Origin of the sequence: Providencia sp. PROV188 (assembly GCF_027595165.1) — a bacterium.
In the GTDB taxonomy this organism is placed as follows: Bacteria; Pseudomonadota; Gammaproteobacteria; order Enterobacterales; family Enterobacteriaceae; genus Providencia; species Providencia lanzhouensis.
Genome location: NZ_CP097291.1, coordinates 1,088,474 through 1,108,789, shown reverse-complemented (window position 1 = coordinate 1,108,789; position 20,316 = coordinate 1,088,474). Strand labels below are relative to the sequence as shown.

Genomic DNA, 20,316 nt, shown 5'->3' with positions numbered 1-20,316 from the left:
GTGAAGAACGACTCGGAGCAAGGCTCTAAGTTATTCGCATTGCAGCTAGGCGACAAATTCACTCATCCCTAGGAGCATACACAAGTATGTGACTAGGGTGAGTTAATGAAGTCAACAACGCTGTGGTGTGAAGAACGACGAGCCTTTAGAACGTTTTAGAAAGAGATGCCGACTTAACCTGCGCAAACACCTTCCGTCCTTTACGAATCGAAAGTTCATCCCTAGCCCAGCGCGTGATCCTTGCCCATAAATAGTGCTCATCCCCCAAATCTAACTTCACATCCACTTGCTCGCCATCCTCTATCCATTCCACTACTTCCGCAGAAAGAATATTACGGATACTGCTCACTGAAGGTTTTTCAAGCACTAAAGAGACATCAGATGCATCAATACGTAATCGCAACGCACTGTTTTTATCTACATCTACGCGAGGGATCCACAATTTTTGATTACCCACCATCACCGCCGTCATTTGATAATCAGGGTGCTGGCTATGCACCTCCACACTCAACACGCTACTCAAGGTTTCTTGCTGTAACCAAGGGCGTAATGCGCTACTTGCCCATACCTCTTCTAGGGGGCCAAACGCCTTCACTTTACCTTGCGCCATGACGATAACTTTATCTGCCAAACGCAGAATTTCATCGAGGCTATGACTGACATACAAAATCGGGATTTTAACGTCTTGGGAGAGCTTTTCTAAGTAAGGCAATAATTCACGCTTACGTGGGAGATCAAGGGAGGCTAATGGCTCGTCCATCAACAGAATTTCAGGCGCTGTTAATAATGCACGCCCAATCGCCACCCGCTGTTTTTCCCCACCAGAGAGAGTCATTGGGAAGCGATTTAGTAATTTTTCAATCCCCAATAATTCAACGATATCGTCGAATCGCTCTTTCATTTGCGGCGCCATACCGTAGCGTAAATTGCTTTTTACGCGGTAGTGGGGAAATAACCGAGCATCTTGGAAAACATAGCCAATATGACGCTTTTCAGGGGGCAAGCAGATCCCTTTTTCGATATCCACCAGCGTGCGTCCATTGAGAACGATACGCCCTTTATTTGGTTTAGTTAACCCGCCTATCACGTTGATTAGTGATGTTTTTCCCGCACCTGATAATCCAAAAACTGCGGTGATACTTTCTGTGGGTAGCTGGGTATTCACTTCCATTTGTAAATCACCCAATTTTTGCGCGAAATTTAGTTCTAACATACTAGGCTACCCCCAGACGCTTCTTGCCCCAACGGGTGAGCCATTCTGAAATTAATAACGAAATTAATGCTAAGACAATCGCAATAATGCACAGACGCGCCGCATCAGTTTCTGCTCCCGGCGTTTCTATCAATGTATACATAGCGAGTGGGATTGTCTGAGTTTCCCCTGGAATATTAGACACAAACGTAATAGTTGCCCCAAATTCGCCAAGAGAACGTGCAAAAGCTAAAACCGTACCGACAATAATTCCCGGCAACGATAATGGAATGGTGATCGTGAAAAAAACTCTTAATGGGCTCGCGCCAAGGGTTCGTGCGGCTTGTTCCAGCTTTTTATCTACAGCTTCTAGCGCTAAGCGTATCGCTCTCACCATTAATGGAAATGCGACCACCGCCGATGCCAATGCCGCGCCGCGCCAACTGAATGTAAAACTGAAACCAAACCAGTCATACAGCCATTCGCCAATAAATCCTCGCTTCCCCATACTGACGAGTAGCAAATATCCCACTACCACTGGCGGTAGCACCAGTGGTAAGTGGATAATACTGTCGAGCAATGTTTTGCCAGGAAAATGGCAGCGGACTAATACCCAAGCCATCAAAATACCAAACGGTAAGCTAAATAGCACCGCCACGCTGGAAACTTTTAAACTGAGGTAAATCGCTTCCCATTCATATGGACTTAACATCTGCAACGATATGATCTCTTAATTATTTTTGATTTGGAGTGAAGCCGTAACGCTTGAATATTTCTGAAGCCGCTGGGGTTTTCAGGTATTCATAGTAATCACGGGTCGCTTTATTATCCTGATCTTTCACAATTCCCATTGGATATTCAACAGGTTTATGAGTGTCTGCAGGGAAAATACCCACTACTTTTACTTTTTGGCTTGCAACAGCATCAGAGCCGTACACAATACCTAATGGTGCTTCTTGGCGCTCAACGAGTGCCATTCCGCTACGTACGTTGTTAGTACGCGCTAATAATGGGTCAACCGTTTCCCAAGCTCCTAAATAGGTCAATGCTTCTTTTGCATAAATCCCAACAGGAACGTGATCAGGGTCGCCGACTGCTAAGCGGCCGCCATCTAACAGTTTTTTCCAATCTGTCTGTTTGTTAATTTCCACTTTATCGATTTTTGAATCTTTTGGTGCAATCAACACTAGCTCGTTACCTAATAAAGTATAGCGGGTGTCTTTAACCATCAGATTTTTATCAATCGCAAAATCCATCCACTGCTGGTCAGCAGAGATAAACATGTTTGCGGGTGCGCCTTGCTCAATCTGGCGAGCCAGCGTTGAAGAAGAAGCATATGAAGCGACTACCTCAACATTCGTTTCTTTCTTATATTGCTCTGAAATTTCATTCAGTGCATTAGTCAGTGATGCCGCCGCAAATACGGTAATTTTTTCAGCCGCGAAGCTATTACCTGCCATAGTCAGTGTTAACGTGGCACCCGCAACCAGAGATATCAAACCTTTTTTCATGTTAATCCACCATTGTATTATTTAACTCGCTATATATATCAAGATACAGCGATAACTTAAAGTCAAACAATACATAAAAGTGTGCTAGCTCAAGAACTCATCCACTTTTTCTCAATGGGATACTTATCATGCTAATTACACCGCAGGATTTTTGGGTCTTAGCATCATCGCTTTTATATAGCCTTAAATATATTTCCTTTGTAATTTTATCGGCACAAATCATTTACATTTGAATGTTTAATTCAATTTTTTTGCCATGCGTCATGAAAAAAGGAAAAGGTATGATTCCCACACAGGTAGTACGCGCTCCAACCCAAAATAATTACATAAGCGGATTAACGACCGAACAATTTAATCGATTATTTGATGAAGAGATCAATCCAGAAACGTTGGATGTTTTGGGAAAACAGGCAGGAAATGGCGATTTAAACAGTATTGAGTTACTACACAATATCGCCCTACGCCAAGGCTCTTCAGGAAAAAAAGCCGAAAATATCCTATTCGATTTATTCAGTGGTAAACAGCCAGCAAAGAAAGGAATTGATAAGGAAATACAGAAAACCAGTGAAGCGTTATACCAACTATATACCGACAAAAAACTCGCAAACCACTTTGACGATTCAAAGTTAAAAAAACCGTCTAAGCTCCTCTATATTATTGGTTCATCCATAAAAAACCTCATGGATAAGATTGGATTAAGCACCCTGTTATTCAAAGATGATAGAACAGAATCAACACTTTGGGATACAAATAGAATGGTCACCAGCGATGAAATTGATTCCGAGAATAAAGCCCTCAACGCCTTACCATCTAATATAACCATCAATAGCGCAATGCCTCTTACTCTAAGTGGGTTAGATTTTTTGAAGGAAAATATTGAACAAAAAGAGAAAAATTCGCAGGGATTGAATCAACTTGAATTATTCCCCATCAATGTCCACGAGCATTGGATTTTGCTTGCACTTTATCGAGATCAATTGACACAGAAAACCGATAGTGTGGTATTCAATTCATTCACTGGACTCGCGCCCGAAATTCGTGAACAACTCATGGATGCCGCTCAAGTTGTTGGGGCTGGTGATAATATGACCTTTATTGAAGGGAATATTCAACAATACGTGCCAAATGGTTGTGGGCTATTTGTTCTTGAAGCAATCAAAAAATTAACTGAAAACACACAACAAGATCCAATAGATATCCTCAAAACATTCCACAAAAATTTCCCAGAAAAATCCGTAGAAGAACAACAAGAGTTTAATATTCAAAACCGCAGAGAGTTGTTTTCAAACTATTACGATGACCAACATCATTTATTTTAAAGCGCTCTACTAAAACGAAAAGCCCCTTGACTGCATGCACAATCAAGGGGCTAGGATTAATTCGAGCTAAGCTCGCTATGTATTACTTATTTTCAGTATTATGGTGATGCGGAACATGCGCTTTAGACAATAGGTTAAAGAATGAACCTAAGCCATAGATCAGACCCATGATCAATACCATTACAACCGGAACCATTAATAGGGCAAAACCCAAACTTTTGATAAGTTCTAACATCTAAGCCTCTTCAGTGATACTGTGCTCACCAGCATTCTGATACGCTGACGAGGGAAAAATCAATATAACAAAAATAATAACGCACAATAGCATTATATTGCATACTATTTTAGACAAATTATTATACTAGCAACATACTAAATGTGCTTTTTGCCTTTGCCGCCACAATCCTAGCAGGGAGATTTTAAACAATGCAGGCCGAAATCTTACTTACATTGAAGCTACAGGGAAGTTTATTTGCCGACCCTCGCCGAATTGCGCTATTAAAGCAGATAAAAGCAACAGGATCGATTAGCCAAGGCGCTAAACTTGCAGGGATCAGCTATAAAAGTGCATGGGATGCCATCAATGAAATGAACCAACTGACCGATGATATTCTGCTGGATAGATCAACCGGAGGCAAAGGTGGCGGCGGAACCACTCTCACCCAGTATGGAGAAAGATTAATCCAGCTCTATGATTTACTGGGGCAAATTCAACAGAAAGCCTTTGACGTGCTCAAAGATGATAGCCTTCCCCTTGATAGTTTACTCGCTGCAATCTCTCGCTTTTCATTGCAAACCAGTGCCCGAAACCAATTTTTTGGTACTCTGATTGCTCGAGATCACAACCATGTTTTACAGCATGTTCAAGTGAAATTGGCCGACAAGAAAACTGTCATTAATGCCGCACTAACCGAGTCCAGCGCTAACCGCCTTGGCTTAGTTGAAGGGAAAGAAGTCCTCGCTCTGATTAAAGCGCCGTGGGTCAAATTGACCAAACAACCAAGCGAAACCCATTTTGATAATCAACTGGCAGGCACCGTTTCAACCCTCGAAAGAGGCCCTGAAAACAGCGAGATCCTTGTCGCTTTAACGGGTGGAGAAACACTCTGCTCTACCTTATCAAATCAAGAAGTTGATGCGTTAAAACTGGCGATTAACGACCCGATTACAGCGCTATTTAATGCCGACCAAGTGATTATCGCTACACTTTGTTAGATTTTTAGGGGTTAACGCCCCTAATATTGCTCCTAATTCGCTATTTTTTAGCTTCCCCCTCATGTCGACTTATTGACTTTACCTGTAAACCTGATTATTTGTGGTAGCAGGCAGGTCAATGATAAGGAAGCTAAATGAGCTCGATAACAATACAAAATGGGTGCTTTAAGCTGAGCGAGACCCAAACGCTCGATATTCCTCATCTCGAAATTCATTCGGGTGAAAGCTGGGCTTTTATTGGTGCCAATGGTAGCGGAAAATCATCGCTAGCACGCGTACTCTCTGGGGAGTTGAAATCCCTTACCGGAATCACCCAAAGCGGCTTCAAGTCCCCTATCCGCCTCTCTTTTGAGCAGCTACAAAAAATCATCGCAGAAGAGTGGCAACGTAATAACACCGACTTACTCAGTGAAAATGAAGACGATACGGGCTTTACTGCCGCGGAAATTATTCAACTTCATCATAAAGATAATGAATTGTGCTTAGAACTTGCGGCTAAATTTGGTATCAGCGATTTGCTATCACGCCGCTTTAAATATCTGTCTACCGGGGAAACTCGCAAAGTCTTACTGTGCCAAACTTTGATGAGCTCTCCAGACTTACTGATCCTCGATGAACCTTTTGATGGCTTAGATATCTATTCACGAAGCAATCTTAGCGAACTGCTATTTAGTCTGCATGATAAAGGTCTCACTTTGGTATTAGTTCTCAATCGATTTGATGAGATTCCCGATTTTGTTGAGCACATTGGTGTTGTCGCTGACTGTAAACTCACTCTAAGTGGAGATAGAGAGTCAGTGCTTGCTAACACCCTAATCCACCAGCTACAACACAGTGAAAAAATCAAGCAACTCACTATTCCTGAACAAGAAGATCCCACGATTGAAGAGGCTCTAGATACAGAGACACCACGTATTGTTTTAAACAATGGTGTCGTTAGCTACAACGATAAACCCATTTTACATGAGCTGAATTGGCAAGTTAATCCCGGAGAACATTGGCAGATCATTGGTGAAAATGGTGCGGGTAAATCCACATTGTTAAGCCTGATCACTGGTGACCATCCTCAAGGTTATAGTAATGATTTAACCTTGTTTGGACGCCGTCGCGGCAGCGGAGAAACGATTTGGGATATTAAGCGCCATATTGGCTATGTCAGTAACAGTATTCATCAAGAGTATCGTGTGGCAACCAGTGTACTTAACGTAATTATTTCCGGTTTCCATGACTCCATCGGTCTGTATCAAACACCTTCAGACCGCCAAGTTCAGTTAGCTTATGAATGGCTAGCACTGCTTGGATTTGCACCACAAACGGCTCAACAACCATTTCATAGCTTATCGTGGGGTCAACAGCGATTAATTCTGATTGCTCGCGCTTTGGTTAAACACCCTACCATGCTTATTTTGGATGAACCTCTTCAAGGGCTTGATGGGCTAAATCGCCTGCTGGTATTACGTTTTATCGATATCATGCTTAGCCGAGGAAATACTCAGCTATTGTTTGTTTCACATCACCAAGAAGATGCGCCATCGTGCATTACCCATCGCCTGAAGTTTGTCCCTGATGGGGATAAATACCGCTACGATATTGAAATTGTCTCAGAATTATAACCTTGCTATCTTGCTGGTAAGTATTTACTTACCAGCATCATTTATTACCCCTTATCAAATTTCCCAATAAATTAATCCAGCACATATTATTATTGAATTTTTCACTTGCTGTATCGATTCACTTAGGGTTAAATCTATGGCATACCTTCTGATTTACTGAGCCAGTGACACGGTGCTAAAACACCTAATAGACTAAATCGTTTCGTCTAACCTTAAGTTAAATTAAAACCACTAATCCCAAGATATTATTGCTTTTTTTGACTTGAAACTGAGAAAACGTCATGTTGTCACTAGCGTTCGGGACGACTATCCCTATAATGTAGGTCAGCAATAATTCATTTCTAATTTGAATGTACTGATAGGAGTTTTAGCTATGGCTGTAACTAAACTGGTTTTAGTAAGACACGGTGAGAGTGAGTGGAACAAAGAAAACCGCTTCACCGGTTGGACTGATGTAGAACTGTCAGAGAAAGGTCGTGAAGAAGCCAAAAATGCAGGTCAACTTCTGAAAAAAGAAGGTTTTGTTTTTGATTTCGCTTATACCTCCGTTCTAAAACGTGCCATCCACACCTTATGGAACATTCTGGATCAAGTTGAACAGCAATGGCTGCCAGTTGAAAAAAGCTGGAAATTAAACGAGCGTCATTACGGTGCACTGCAAGGCTTAGACAAATCAGAAACCGCGGCAAAATACGGTGATGAACAAGTGAAACTGTGGCGTCGCGGTTTTGCAATTACCCCACCAGACCTGACTAAAGATGATGAGCGTTTCCCTGGTCACGACCCACGTTACGCAAACTTAAAACCATCTGAATTACCAGTGACTGAAAGCTTAGCAACCACTATCGATCGCGTTGTTCCTTACTGGGAAGAAGTGATTAAGCCACGTGTTGAAAAAGGTGAGAAAGTGATCATTGCCGCTCACGGTAACTCACTGCGTGCTCTGGTTAAATACTTGGACAACATGGGTGAAGAAGAAATTCTGAACCTGAACATCCCAACAGCAGTGCCACTGGTTTATGAGTTCGATGAGAACATGAAACCAATCAAGCGCTACTATCTGGGTAACCAAGATGAAATCGCAGCAAAACAAGCGGCGGTTGCAAACCAAGGTAAAGCGAAGTAATTACTAACTTTTCTTTATGCCTATTGAGGGTTAAGCCAATGGCTTAGCCCTTTTTTATTGGCATTTTTCTTTATTTTTCGAGTTTGATTATAAAATCCATCACCTCAGAGTGTCGAAAACACCGAGAACCGACTATCATAGGGAAAATTCACTGAAAGGTTTATAATACAAGATAATGAATAAGTTTAATCTTTATGTCTGGGTGGGGTTGATCCTCAGCGCCAGTATTTTAGGTGCGCTACTGTATATGTTACAAACAGGGGAAATGACTCTTGAAGGCCCTGCTGGCAGCGCAAACCCTGAGCTGATGAAAACATTGATGATCATTGCGTGTGTCAGCTTCCCTCTGCAAATCGTCAGCATGATGGTTCTCAATTATAAACCTACATTCGCTATTGTTCTGGCCGTGGTCAGCAGCGTCGCATTAATGCCAATTACCATTGTGTTTGCGATGGGTATGGTCTTTTCTGCCATCCGCTGGCGTTACCACCAACTCACGCCATTTGATACCACCATTAATGTGCCTTTCGACGTCAGTATCCCGATGAATAAACGCAGCAATACAATGATGGTATTCCCGATTGCGATTTTAGGTATCGTACTGATTGTATTAAGCCAAAGCCTAGGTATGTTTTTATTTGTGCTGGCAATTTTCTTAGGTTTCTTTGGTAAAAAAGCGAGTAGCACTACCTACTTGGCTATCAAAGATGCACATTTTTATATTCGCCCGAATATCTTTGCTTATTGTTACCGTATCCCACTCAAAGATGTGTTCTACGTAAAAAGTGAAAAAGGAAAATTATTTTTCACTGCTAAAGTAGACGGTTCAGATATTCAGCTCTCTGCTAATCCTGCCAATATGACTCCTGAAGATCAGGCAAATATTGAAAAATTATTAAGCCGAGTGCAAAAATAGTCACAAAAAAGCCAGTTCCGAGAACAACGAACTGGCTTTTCATTCATGTTATTAAATTTGTATTTTATGGATTACTTTTGACGACGAGCAATCACCGCATCGGATAATTGACGTAAAACTTTTTCCGTATCATCCCAACCAATACACGCATCAGTGACACTCTTACCGTAAACCAAAGGCTCGCCAGATTCTAAATTCTGGTTACCTTCAACTAGGTGGCTTTCGATCATCACACCCGTAATTGAGCGATCGCCATTGCTAAGCTGGGCGCTAACATCCGTTGCAACTTCCATCTGTTTTTCAAATTTCTTGCTGCTGTTCGCATGACTAAAGTCGATCATAATGCTTGGGATAAGCCCTGCATTCGTTAACCCTTCACGCACGTCTTTAACATGTTCAGCGCTGTAATTTGGCGTTTTGCCACCACGTAAAATAATATGGCAGTCAGGGTTTCCGCTTGTATTCACAATCGCTGAATGGCCCCATTTAGTGACCGATAAGAAACTGTGCGCCGAGCGCGCTGAATTAATAGCATCAATCGCAATTTTAATTGTGCCATCAGTTCCGTTTTTAAACCCTACAGGGCAAGATAAGCCGGAAGCTAATTCACGGTGGATTTGTGATTCAGTGGTGCGCGCACCAATGGCGCCCCAGCTCATTAAATCCGCCACATATTGTGGGCTGATCACATCGAGGAATTCACCCGCCGTTGGTAAGCCCTGGTCATTGATCGTTAGCAGCAGCTCGCGCGCGATACGTAACCCTTCGTTAATATCAAAACTATGATCCATATGAGGATCGTTAATTAATCCTTTCCAACCAACTGTAGTACGCGGTTTTTCAAAATAAACACGCATCACAATTTCTAAAGAATCTTTTAACTCTTCACGAAGTTTTTTCAAGCGCTCAGCGTATTCCAAAGCCGCTTTTGTATCGTGAATAGAACATGGACCAATGACAACGACTAGACGGTCATCTTTCCCTACTAGGATATTGTGAATAGCATGACGAGCTTCATGAACGGTAAACGCCGCTTTATCGGTTGCTGGAAATTTTTCAAGCAGTGCAATAGGGGGTAATAATTCTTTTATTTGTTTTACTCTGACGTCATCGTTCTGATAGTTCATACTGGCATATCCAATGTTTATTATTTTTCCTAAAGTTGAGTTACATACCTTTTTGAGTCTCAATAGCTAACAATTAACTTAAAATGCGACAGGTATCGAATTTTCAATCTAACTGTTCCCTAGCCATCTGTAAACAGCCAAAATGGCGAGATAATCACTCATTATTCCGCTTCTGATTATAAAATGAGGTGAAACAGTGATATCTAGCACAATAGCTAAACAGTTGAGGGATAATACAGAGTAAAAATATAAAGAAACGGCTAAATAACGATGATGTTACTTTAACCGTTTTTTGCATTTTTTCCTATTGAGTAACTAACTTAACAAGAAGCTTAGTCACGAGATAACGCCGTTGAGCCATTTTCTTTCGCGGATTTGATCCACAACCGAGAACCATTCAATGCAATACCAAGCAGAATTAAATATTCCAGTGACATTGCATAAACGCCTTGGATAAAGAAAATCACAATACTAATAACGTTAATCACTACCCAGAGTAGCCAGTTTTCTACATACTTACGGGTCATTAAAATCATCGCTACCACAGATAACACAGTCATTGTGGAATCCCAGAATGGGAAAGCATCTGGATCTAGCGTTGGTAAGGTTAAGTTAGCGCCAAATAGGTTTAATAATTCAACCGCCCAAGTTGCAAGGCGCCCAAATGCCGCATCAATATTAAAGGTAAGGAAAATAATAGCTAAAACCGAAATAACCAGCGTTGTTAACGCCTTAGGAAGACTTAGCCAACGGATTTTCAGCTCTGCTTCTTGAGCATTTGATACGCGACTCCATGCATACCAACCATAAATATTGGCGCCGAAGAAAAATACCTGTAAAAGCAAATTAGCGTATAACTGAATTTGGAAAAAAATCACTGCGAATAAGGTCACATTAATGAGACCAAATAAGTAGTTGATAGTTTTTTCAAAGCTTGCCAATAGAATGCACAATAAACCCGCTATTGTGCCAACAGCTTCAATATACGAAAGGTCATAAATAGTTCCCCATACAGGGATCTGCACTAACGTATTTGCGGTGCTAAAAAACTCCATTTTCAAATCCTATTTATCATTCATCGTTAAAATAGCATTGCTCATCAATATCACACGGTTAACTTATTTGAAATTAAACCGCTCATTTTTGGTTGTTATTTTAGACTTTCTGCAAACTTTAACATTTTATCCAATGGTAATAGGGCTTTTTCACGCAGCTGTGCGTCTACATGAATTTGGTGCTCGATACCATTGCCTTCTAAAGCCGCTGTAATCGCCTGTAAGCCATTCATTGCCATCCAAGGACAATGGGCACAAGTTCTACATGTGGCCCCCTCACCTGCCGTTGGAGCAATATACAGTGACTTATCTGGACACGCTTGCTGCATTTTATAAAAAATACCCTTATCGGTCGCTACTATCATGGATGGGTTAGGTAACGTTTGTGCAGCTTTAATCAGTTGGCTAGTTGAACCGACAGCATCCGCTAAATCTACAACCGCCTGAGGCGATTCAGGATGAACCAATACCGCCGCTTCAGGATACATGGCTTTCATTTTCTCTAATGATTGGGTCTTAAATTCATCGTGAACGATACAAGCCCCTTGCCAACAAAGAATATCCGCGCCAGTTTGTTGTTGAACATAGCGCCCTAAGTGCTTATCCGGCGCCCAAATAATCTTTTCGCCGAGGCTATCTAAGTGTTCAATCAACTCCACCGCAATACTGGATGTCACGACCCAATCTGCACGGGCCTTTACCGCGGCTGACGTGTTCGCATACACCACCACAGTTCTGTCTGGGTGAGCATCACAGAAGCGGGCAAATTCTTCGTCTGGGCAGCCAATATCCAGCGAGCATTGTGCGTCGAGTGTTGGCATCAAGACATTTTTTTCTGGGCTTAGGATTTTGGCTGTTTCCCCCATAAATCGTACGCCAGCAACAACAAGGGTTGATGCATCATGTCGAGCGCCAAAACGCGCCATCTCAAGGGAGTCGGCAACACAGCCGCCAGTTTCTTCAGCTAATGCTTGTATTTCAGGATCGGTATAGTAATGGGCTATGATCACCGCATTTTTTTCGACCAATAATTGCTTAATGCGCTCACGATAAAATGCTTTCTGATCGGTATTTAACAGTGCTGGCTTAGGAGGAAAAGGATAAACAGCATGGTCAAAATCGATAAACTCGCTCATTTCTTGCCTCTGTTTAGTAGAAAGTTATTTTATGCTTATAAATATTCATAAAACCCCTAATTCTACATACTTTTGTTTTATATACTAAACAAGATACGCTTATTTGGCTAAGATGTCTCCAACCTTTTCACCTATAAGCGAATGATTTTATCATAGTGCCCTTTTTCACGATTTGTTTTTCGCTTTTATCCTCATTTGTCGGTATCTTAGCGGCTTCTGTTAACTCCAATAGGTTAGTTATGGAATCACCTGCAACGCTATTAAATAAAATAATTTCTATTTCACTACTCGAACCTAGAATCGAAGCCGTCATACTGACTGGATCTAGAGGGAGAGAATTAGACATCGATGGCTATTCAGACATCGATATTGAACTCATTGGTCATGGTGTGACTACACTTTTCAATGATAAACAATGGGTTAGCCTTATTGCCAATCCATTAATCGCATTACATTTAGAAAATGGTGGTGAAAATGAGCCAGAAGATCCCACCTGCTTAGTAATTTATGAAGAGGGGCGCAAAGTAGATTTTACATTTGCAGAACCTTCTCGATTACTCAAAATGCAGCAACAAGGGTTAGATAGTACTTACTCACGTGGTTTCATGGTGCTGTTAGATAAAACCGGGATCACGGATGCACTACCGTCGCCTAATCCTCGCGTATTAAAACCTGCACCGTTAAGTGAACATCAGTTTAATGAACTGGTTACGGATTTTTGGTTTGAAGCACACCAAGTAGCAATTGCATTAACGCGTAATGAGCTATGGAGTGCTTGGTCAAGAAGCACTGACATGAAACGCTTTTTTCTCAGTTTACTTGAACAAACTGTTGCTCATGGAAATACACAGCATGATGTTTGGTATAACGGTAAACATTACCAGCAATGGATGCCTGTGCGTGTTATTCAAGCAACTGAAACGATTTTTGACTGTAGCACTGCGCAAAAAGCTGCATTATCTCTACATTGCTTGATGAGCCATTTTATGGAAGCGATGACTGAAGCCATTGAACTGTTTGGTTATCAAGATAACCGAGCGGTAGGTTTAAAAGTGCAAGAAATTGTTATCGGGATCTTAAAGGATAATGGGTTAATTCCTGAAAATCTGGAATAAATGGTATTAGGCTGGCGAGGGAATGCTGGTTTTTGGGGTACTTGAGATGGTGGGTCGTGCAGGATTTCAGTTCTTCGAACTGACACTTCGTGTTGAACCTGCAACCATCTTATCGAGGTATAATTCAATCACTGGAGTTTTACTTGAGATGGTGGGTCGTGCAGGATTCGAACCTGCGACCAATTGATTAAAAGTCAACTGCTCTACCAACTGAGCTAACGACCCATCTAATTTTTTGATTTTCTGTACTAATATAATATCGAGAACGTACAGTATTCTTCGGCCTTCGGTCTCACCCTACGGGCTGAACCTGCAACCATCTTATTAACAGTTAACAATTCTACCAACTGAGCTAACGACCCATCTGAAATGCTTAAATTGTTTACTGCTTTTAGATGGTGGGTCGTGCAGGATTCGAACCTGCGACCAATTGATTAAAAGTCAACTGCTCTACCAACTGAGCTAACGACCCATCTAATTTCTTGCTTTTCTGTACTAATATAATGTCGAGAACGTACAGAATTCTTCGACCTTCGGTCTCACCCTACGGGTTGAACCTGCAACCATCTTATTAACAGTTAACAATTCTACCAACTGAGCTAACGCCCCATCTTTGCTGCTTAAATTGTTTACTGATTTAGATGGTGGGTCGTGCAGGATTCGAACCTGCGACCAATTGATTAAAAGTCAACTGCTCTACCAACTGAGCTAACGACCCATCTAAATGTTTTTAGAATCAATGTTTAATCGATTCTTGCTGATATGACTCGGATTTATCAACCCGCGCTTTCTCGTATCAACGGCGGCTTATATTACTGATTTCTGACGAGGGTGCAATGGTTTTTTTTAAAAAAAAGATTAAGTGCACACTAAACATACGGATAACCCCGAAATATTCGGCTACATCGCTTCGGGGTTATCAATTACAGTGTACTGAGCTTCTTCTCTGCAAGTTTTGCACCAGAACTATTTGGGTATTGTTGTAATACCTGCTGGTAAACAGCCTTCGCTTTATCTTTCTGTCCCTTATCTTGCATGATCAACCCCACTTTAAATAAGGCTTCACTGCTTTTTTGAGACTTAGGATACTGCTTAACTACAGTCGCAAAGTAGAATGCGGCGTCATCCTTGCTACCTTTGTTGTAGTTTAACTGTCCTAGCCAATAGTTGGCATTCGATTGATATCCAGATTTTGGATATGTTTTGATAAACCCTTGTAATGCACCAATCGCTTCATCAATCTGTGCTTTGGACTTACTTTCCATTGCCAGTTTAACAGCTGCATTGTAATCATCTTTTTCATTACCGCCGGAGCTTGCAGCTGGCGTATCTGAAGAAGATGATTGTGCATTTGATGCACTAGTATCAGTTGCATCTGAAGAGCTTGAAGAATCACCACCACTCGCTTTGTCTAATTGCATGTACAAATCTTTTTGGCGCTCAACAACTTGATTCAATTTGTATTCACTTTCTTGAATCTGTCCACGTAACATATCAATATCACGTTGGTTATCGGCTAATTGCTGCTGGATTTGATAAATCATTTGACCTTGAGAGCTAACAGCGGTCTCAAGTTGAGTGAGGCGGTCTGCGGAAGAACCCGATCCGACATTGTTGATTGGCGCTTGGGCAATAGCGGCCCAAGGGGCCGCTACGCCAACCAATAACGACAGACCAACTAGTAATTGTCTGAAGTTACTGTTCATAATAGATAATTTCGCTTATCTATTAGTATGCAATGACTGCACGACGGTTTTTCGCGTAGTCTGCTTCAGTGTGACCTAACACAGCTGGTTTTTCTTTACCGTAAGAAACCAGTGAAACTTGGTCACCTGAAACGCCTTTGCTTTGCAGATACATTTTAACTGCGTTAGCACGACGCTCGCCCAGTGCGATGTTGTATTCTGGAGTACCGCGCTCATCCGCATGGCCTTCAACAACAACACGTACAGATGGGTTGCTACGCAGGAATGCTGCGTGTGCATCTAACATTTCAGCGTACTCTGGAGATACGTTGTATTTATCGAAACCAAAGTAAACAGTGTTGTTCTGTTGCAGTTGTTCCATTTGCTGACGTGCCAGCTCTTCCGCAGACAGACCAGTGTTAGTTTGATTCATAGAAGAATCATCACCAGTTTGGTCGTTGTTTTTGTTAGAGCTACAAGCTGCGACTGCCATGATTGGTAATGCGATCATCAGCCCTTTAAGCACTTTATTCAGTTGCATCGTTTTGATCCTTAATATTTTTGCCACACATTATTATTATGCATCACAGATACGGCGACCAGGCAGGGAATTTAACCTGTCCATCGGTTGCCGGAAGACGCGCTTTGAAACGCCCGTCGGTCGAAACTAGCTGCAATATAGTCCCCAAGCCTTGAGAGGAGCTATAAATTACCATAGTGCCGTTAGGTGCGATACTCGGCGTTTCATCTAGAAACGTTGACGTTAAATATTCAACGTTACCCGTTGCCAGATCCTGTTTGGCGATATGTTGCTGACCGCCCCCGGAGCTGACCATCACTAAGAAAGTTCCATCCGGGCTTACATCAGCATCCTGATTTTGTGATCCTTCATAGGAGACACGAACAGGACTACCACCATTAATATTCATTTTATAAATCTGCGGACGTCCTGCCTGATCAGAGGTATAAACTAAAGTTTGGCTATCCGGCATCCAGCTTGGTTCAGTATTGTTACTACGACCATCTGTTACTTGACGAATTTGACCACTACCTAAGTCCATCACATATAAATTCAGGCTGCCTGTCTTAGACAGAGCAAAAGCTAGTTTAGTCCCATCTGGTGAGAATGCAGGTGCCCCATTATGACGTGGGAATGATGCAACCTGACGAACCGCACCACTTGATAGAGTCTGGATAACTAGCGCAGAACTACCACTTTCAAACGTTACGTACGCAATCTTTTGGCCATCTGGTGACCAAGCTGGCGACATTAAAGGTTCTGGCGAACGGTGAACCGTGAATTGGTTAAAACCGTCATAGTCAGAAACTCGTAATTCAAACGGATATTGACCGCCGTTGGTCTTCACCACGTAAGCAATACGTGTACGGAAAGCACCACGGATGCCAGTCAATTTCTCAAATACTTCATCACTTGCAGTATGCGCTGCATAGCGTAACCAATCTTTGGTCACTTTAAATTGGTTTTGCGCTAAAACTGCACCTGGGTTAGCGGCAACATCCACTAACTGATAGCTAACAACAAAGCTACCATCAGCTGCTGGTTGAACTTGACCAACAACAACCGCGTTAATGCCTAACGCAGTCCAAGCTTCTGGCGTCACTTCTGAAGCCGTGCCAGGTTGCTGAGGCATGCGGCTTGGTTCAATAGGGTTAAATTTACCACTATTGCGTAAATCAGCACCGACAATTCCGCCCACTTCTTGTGGCGGCGCACCCGCGCCAGCCCATTTAAATGGGACAACGCCAATTGGCTGAGCTGAGTTAACACCTTCAGTAATCTCAATACGGATCTCTGCCTGAGCAACAGTAGCCCATAGCATTAAGAACCCGAGAACTATTTTAAACGCATGCTTCATCCTAATCTCCCTTACTGCGATATTCACCACCGCAATAATTCGCTGAATTTTAACAAAGGTATACTAACAAAACTAGATAGCACACAAACTATTTATTACATTGCCTCAAAATTTACAATACAGACTGCTCTTAGTTGTTGAAAATCAAGGCTTAAATACCAATGTGCTACCCGATTTATTAAACGTATCATAGACCTCTCTGCTAGGTGGTTTTGGCATAGTCGCAAGTTTTGCTGCTCTCATTGCCGCCTCACATAACGCGGGATCATTTGCTGGATTATTTTTCGGTGAAATATTCACCAATAATCCATCTGGTGCTAACTTCAATTGCAGTTCACAAGTACGTCCACGATAACTTTCTGAGTCATAGAATTTACTTTGAACAGCAGCCTTAATTTTACCGGCATAGCTATCAACATCAGCATTCGATGCGCCTGATTTTTTACCACCACCGCTACCCGCAGCTGTTTGTCCACCTTGCTTGCTTGGCCCTGATGCAGTTAAATCACCCAGCAAATCATCAACAGATGATGCACTTTTCGCAGCTTCAGCTTTGGCTTTAGCTGCTTTTGCTTTAGCTTCTTTGTCCGCTTTTTCTTTAGCTTCTTTATCTGCCTTAGCCTTAGCTTCTTTGTCAGCTTTCGCTTTAGCATCAGCTTTAGCTTTGGCTTCTTTATCAGCTTTAGCTTTAGCGTCAGCTTCCGCTTTTTCTTTAGCTTCTTTTTCTGCCTTAGCCTTAGCAGCTTCAGCTTCTTTCTTAGCTTGTGCGTCAGCTTTTTCTTTCGCTGCCGCTTGCTCTTTTACGAGTTTTTCTTTTTCAGCTTTGGCTTGAGCAGCAGCTTCTTCCGCTATTTTTTGCTCTTCCTTCGCTTTTTTAGCCGCATCTAAGGCTTGTTTTTTCTGCTCTTCAGCTTGTTTTTGCTGTTGTTCGGTTTCTCGCTGAGTTTGGATCCGTTCTTCTTCAAGTTTTTGCAGACGTTTTTGTTCCTGCTCTTGCTTTTCTCTTAGCTCAGCATCTTGTTTTTGTTGCTGTTCTTTACGTTCTTTAGCTACTTGCTGGGAGCTTTTTTGCTGCTGCTGAGATTGATTATATTGCTCAACAACTGCGCCTGGATCGACCATCACAGCATCAATGACCGTTCCCTCTTCCCCACCGCCGCCAAGTTGGACGACTGTCACTAAAGAGCCTATAACGATCAAAGCAATCAATAAGATGTGCAGCCCAGCTGACATCAATAATGAGCGCTTCAAATCATCTTGTTTCTCTTTTGTCTTTCCCACTCTGGTTTCCAAAAAAAGAATCGATTCTTTTCAACTATATCCGCGCCACTCTCAAAGTGGCGTCAGCAAATTAAATAGGTTGAGTCATCAAACCAACAGATTTGATCCCGGCACCATGTAACATGTTCAGCGCCTTAATGACTTCGTCATAAGGAACTTCTTTCGCACCACCAATTAGGAAAATCGTTTTCGGATTTTTTTCTAACTGCTCTTTTGCGACTGCTGAAATTTGTTCAGGTGGCAGTAACTCCATGCGCTCACCATCGACCAATAAATTATATTGATCAACACCCGCCACTTCTAAAATGACGGGCGGATTATCACTGGATGAGACGGTTTGGGTATCTGTTGCATCCGGCAAATCAACTTCCACGCTCTGAGAGATAATGGGTGCAGTTGCCATGAAAATCAGCAAAAGCACCAACAATACGTCCAGTAATGGAACAATGTTGATTTCGGATTTTAGCTCACGTCTGCGACTATTGCGCGCCATTCGCTTTTTCTCCCCGTCTTATTTCTTATCAGCAGAGAATGCTTGACGATGCAGGATAGCTAGGAATTCTTCCATAAAGTTATCGTAGCTTTGCTCAAGTTTATTCACACGTAAATTTAAGCGGTTGTACGCCATAACAGCTGGAATTGCAGCAAATAGACCGATTGCTGTTGCGATCAGAGCTTCCGCAATACCCGGAGCAACCATTTGTAATGTTGCTTGTTTTACCGCACCCAGTGCGATAAAAGCATGCATGATCCCCCAAACGGTACCAAACAGACCAATATAAGGGCTAATTGATCCTACGGTACCTAAAAATGGGATATGCGATTCAACGGATTCCAACTCACGATTCATAGAAATGCGCATAGCACGAGATGCACCAGTAACTACCGCATCAGGCGCATGAATATTAGCTTGATGTAAGCGAACAAACTCTTTGAAGCCAGAGTAAAAAATTTGTTCTGCACCACCTAATGCATCACGGCGAGCTTGGCTTTCTTTATATAATCGGGACAGCTCGATACCTGACCAGAATTTATCTTCAAATGCTTCCGCTTCGCGCGTGGCGGCATTTAAAACTTTTGTTCTCTGGATAATAATCGCCCACGATGCAATAGAAAAACCGATCAAAACGAACATAATCAGCTGAACCAATAGGCTCGCTTTTAGGAATAAATCCAAGATATTCATGTCAGTCACTGCTTAAACTCCGCGACAATAGACTTAGGAAGCGCTTTCGGCTTCATTTTAGATGTGTCCACACAAGCAATTAGGGCTGTCGCCCCACAAAGCAAGTTACCTTGCAAATCAACTAACCTTTGCTGAAAGAGTAAAGAAGCGAGTTTTATTACAACGACTTCCGTTTCTACTTCCAGCAGGTCATCTAACCGAGCGCCCTTAATAAAGTCAATGGTCATACTACGGACGACAAAACCAAGGTTCTCAGCGAGTAAACTTTGTTGGTTAATACCTTTATTCCGCAACATTTCTGTTCTTGCCCGCTCAAAAAAAGCCAGATAACGTGCATGATATACAACTCCCCCCGCATCTGTATCTTCATAATACACGCGGACAGGCCAGCGAAATAACATAAAAAAACCACTCCGTCTTAGGTTAAATTAATTAACGGTGTCACTATACGCAAGACAGTGCCGCTTTGGAATCACTTTGCAGGTAAAGATATCAAAAATAATTGCGGGTCGCATGACCCACAATCTGAATTTAGATTAACTAAAGACTTTTACAAGTCCCCAGATAAGAATGATGGCGGCAGGTAATGGGTGGAACAGCACTCGCCACATCAATTTATTGGGTAGGAAACCCACTCCAAAAATGATGGCGCTGCAAGTTGCCCATATCATGAGAAGACCTTGCCAGATTGGAAATGCACTGGTATTGGCTGCAAACAGGGAAGGATCCCACATTACTGCGCCAGCGGTTACTAAAGCTAATATAAGGATAAGGGCCCTTATCGGGCCCTTTCCTAATAGCTGATAGGATTTATCCATCAGCATACTATTTACTCACCATCTTTAGCTGTTTTAGCTTCTTTTGCACTTTCAGAGTGCTCAAGGGCTAATGCTGCAATCACTGCAAAACTACAAGCTAACAGAGTGCCGAGGATCCAGGCGAAATACCACATATGTTATGCT

General features: G+C 42.2%; 22 protein-coding genes and 3 tRNA genes. 6 read left to right on the top strand and 19 right to left on the bottom strand.

Translation table 11 applies throughout. From position 1 onward, the window contains the following. Nucleotides 1-145: 145 nt before the first annotated feature. From modC to modA, 3 genes are read right to left on the bottom strand one after another with little or no spacing between them, the layout of a single operon-like run. The gene (gene modC / locus M5X66_RS04955; protein WP_036950539.1) at nucleotides 146-1,213 is read right to left on the bottom strand and encodes a molybdenum ABC transporter ATP-binding protein ModC; all 1,068 of its coding nucleotides are present in this window, start codon (nucleotides 1,211-1,213) and stop codon (nucleotides 146-148) included. Between the two features lies 1 nt (nucleotide 1,214). Continuing rightward, entirely contained in the window at nucleotides 1,215-1,904 is a 690-nt protein-coding gene (gene modB, locus M5X66_RS04950) for a molybdate ABC transporter permease subunit (RefSeq protein ID WP_036950542.1), read from the bottom strand. 22 nt (nucleotides 1,905-1,926) lie between these two features. Beyond that, nucleotides 1,927-2,703, bottom strand: a complete 777-nt coding sequence (gene modA / locus M5X66_RS04945; protein WP_036950547.1) for a molybdate ABC transporter substrate-binding protein — start codon at nucleotides 2,701-2,703, stop codon at nucleotides 1,927-1,929. A 263-nt stretch (nucleotides 2,704-2,966) separates the two neighbouring features. Here modA and M5X66_RS04940 point away from each other — a divergent pair, with 263 nt between their 5' ends. Beyond that, nucleotides 2,967-4,022, top strand: a complete 1,056-nt coding sequence (locus tag M5X66_RS04940) for an ElaD/SseL family deubiquitinase (protein ID WP_187369807.1) — start codon at nucleotides 2,967-2,969, stop codon at nucleotides 4,020-4,022. Nucleotides 4,023-4,104: 82 nt separating this feature from the next. On the opposite strand, the gene M5X66_RS04935 is transcribed toward M5X66_RS04940, so the two are convergent. Continuing rightward, nucleotides 4,105-4,257, bottom strand: coding sequence for an AcrZ family multidrug efflux pump-associated protein (locus M5X66_RS04935; RefSeq protein WP_036950553.1), 153 nt, complete (start codon nucleotides 4,255-4,257; stop codon nucleotides 4,105-4,107). A 191-nt stretch (nucleotides 4,258-4,448) separates the two neighbouring features. On the opposite strand from M5X66_RS04935, the gene modE reads away from it, so the two are divergent. The 4 genes from modE to M5X66_RS04915 all read left to right on the top strand — a co-directional run bounded on the left by modE (nucleotide 4,449) and on the right by M5X66_RS04915 (nucleotide 8,892). Continuing rightward, nucleotides 4,449-5,237 (top strand): molybdenum-dependent transcriptional regulator, encoded by a 789-nt coding sequence (modE, locus tag M5X66_RS04930; protein ID WP_036950555.1) that lies wholly within the window; start codon nucleotides 4,449-4,451, stop codon nucleotides 5,235-5,237. Nucleotides 5,238-5,371: 134 nt separating this feature from the next. Beyond that, a complete protein-coding gene (gene modF, locus M5X66_RS04925; protein WP_036950558.1) occupies nucleotides 5,372-6,850 on the top strand; it encodes a molybdate ABC transporter ATP-binding protein ModF in 1,479 nt (492 codons plus the stop codon). 373 nt (nucleotides 6,851-7,223) lie between these two features. After that, nucleotides 7,224-7,976 (top strand): 2,3-diphosphoglycerate-dependent phosphoglycerate mutase, encoded by a 753-nt coding sequence (gpmA, locus tag M5X66_RS04920; protein ID WP_036950561.1) that lies wholly within the window; start codon nucleotides 7,224-7,226, stop codon nucleotides 7,974-7,976. Nucleotides 7,977-8,151: 175 nt separating this feature from the next. Then, on the top strand, nucleotides 8,152-8,892 hold the full coding sequence (locus M5X66_RS04915) for a hypothetical protein (protein WP_154610166.1): 741 nt from the start codon (nucleotides 8,152-8,154) through the stop codon (nucleotides 8,890-8,892). 71 nt (nucleotides 8,893-8,963) lie between these two features. On the opposite strand, the gene aroG is transcribed toward M5X66_RS04915, so the two are convergent. From aroG to nadA, 3 genes are all read right to left on the bottom strand, one after another. After that, complete coding sequence (gene aroG, locus M5X66_RS04910) at nucleotides 8,964-10,019, bottom strand: 3-deoxy-7-phosphoheptulonate synthase AroG (protein WP_108479387.1); 1,056 nt, start codon at nucleotides 10,017-10,019, stop codon at nucleotides 8,964-8,966. 332 nt (nucleotides 10,020-10,351) lie between these two features. Further along, nucleotides 10,352-11,074 carry a nicotinamide riboside transporter PnuC gene (pnuC, locus tag M5X66_RS04905; RefSeq protein ID WP_036950573.1) on the bottom strand — a complete coding sequence of 241 codons (723 nt, stop codon included), beginning with the start codon at nucleotides 11,072-11,074 and terminating at the stop codon, nucleotides 10,352-10,354. 95 nt (nucleotides 11,075-11,169) lie between these two features. Continuing rightward, a complete protein-coding gene (gene nadA / locus M5X66_RS04900; protein WP_108479386.1) occupies nucleotides 11,170-12,210 on the bottom strand; it encodes a quinolinate synthase NadA in 1,041 nt (346 codons plus the stop codon). Between the two features lie 239 nt (nucleotides 12,211-12,449). Between nadA and M5X66_RS04895 the strand changes: the two genes are divergently transcribed. Next, on the top strand, nucleotides 12,450-13,325 hold the full coding sequence (locus M5X66_RS04895) for an aminoglycoside 6-adenylyltransferase (protein WP_270103903.1): 876 nt from the start codon (nucleotides 12,450-12,452) through the stop codon (nucleotides 13,323-13,325). A 149-nt stretch (nucleotides 13,326-13,474) separates the two neighbouring features. Here M5X66_RS04895 and M5X66_RS04890 read toward each other — a convergent pair. From M5X66_RS04890 to cydX, 12 genes are all read right to left on the bottom strand, one after another. Next, nucleotides 13,475-13,550 (bottom strand) — tRNA-Lys (locus M5X66_RS04890). A gap of 171 nt (nucleotides 13,551-13,721) precedes the next feature. After that, nucleotides 13,722-13,797: transfer RNA gene (locus M5X66_RS04885), tRNA-Lys, on the bottom strand. Nucleotides 13,798-13,967: 170 nt separating this feature from the next. Next, a tRNA-Lys gene (locus M5X66_RS04880) sits at nucleotides 13,968-14,043 on the bottom strand. Nucleotides 14,044-14,248: 205 nt separating this feature from the next. After that, nucleotides 14,249-15,031, bottom strand: a complete 783-nt coding sequence (gene cpoB / locus M5X66_RS04875; protein ID WP_036947759.1) for a cell division protein CpoB — start codon at nucleotides 15,029-15,031, stop codon at nucleotides 14,249-14,251. 22 nt (nucleotides 15,032-15,053) lie between these two features. Then, a complete protein-coding gene (gene pal, locus M5X66_RS04870; RefSeq protein ID WP_006660438.1) occupies nucleotides 15,054-15,551 on the bottom strand; it encodes a peptidoglycan-associated lipoprotein Pal in 498 nt (165 codons plus the stop codon). Between the two features lie 43 nt (nucleotides 15,552-15,594). Beyond that, entirely contained in the window at nucleotides 15,595-16,887 is a 1,293-nt protein-coding gene (tolB, locus tag M5X66_RS04865; RefSeq protein WP_036947763.1) for a Tol-Pal system beta propeller repeat protein TolB, read from the bottom strand. Between the two features lie 144 nt (nucleotides 16,888-17,031). Then, a complete protein-coding gene (gene tolA / locus M5X66_RS04860; RefSeq protein WP_036947774.1) occupies nucleotides 17,032-18,168 on the bottom strand; it encodes a cell envelope integrity protein TolA in 1,137 nt (378 codons plus the stop codon). A 70-nt stretch (nucleotides 18,169-18,238) separates the two neighbouring features. Further along, complete coding sequence (gene tolR / locus M5X66_RS04855; RefSeq protein WP_036947778.1) at nucleotides 18,239-18,661, bottom strand: colicin uptake protein TolR; 423 nt, start codon at nucleotides 18,659-18,661, stop codon at nucleotides 18,239-18,241. 18 nt (nucleotides 18,662-18,679) lie between these two features. Then, nucleotides 18,680-19,363: a Tol-Pal system protein TolQ gene (gene tolQ, locus M5X66_RS04850; RefSeq protein WP_036947783.1), complete on the bottom strand. Its 684-nt coding sequence runs from the start codon at nucleotides 19,361-19,363 to the stop codon at nucleotides 18,680-18,682. Then, the gene (gene ybgC, locus M5X66_RS04845) at nucleotides 19,360-19,755 is read right to left on the bottom strand and encodes a tol-pal system-associated acyl-CoA thioesterase (RefSeq protein ID WP_270103902.1); all 396 of its coding nucleotides are present in this window, start codon (nucleotides 19,753-19,755) and stop codon (nucleotides 19,360-19,362) included. The genes tolQ and ybgC overlap by 4 nt, the downstream gene beginning before the upstream one ends. Nucleotides 19,756-19,890: 135 nt before the next feature. Beyond that, nucleotides 19,891-20,178, bottom strand: coding sequence for a cyd operon protein YbgE (ybgE, locus tag M5X66_RS04840; RefSeq protein WP_036947787.1), 288 nt, complete (start codon nucleotides 20,176-20,178; stop codon nucleotides 19,891-19,893). Nucleotides 20,179-20,183: 5 nt separating this feature from the next. After that, entirely contained in the window at nucleotides 20,184-20,306 is a 123-nt protein-coding gene (cydX, locus tag M5X66_RS04835; RefSeq protein ID WP_006660445.1) for a cytochrome bd-I oxidase subunit CydX, read from the bottom strand. Nucleotides 20,307-20,316 lie beyond the last annotated feature (10 nt).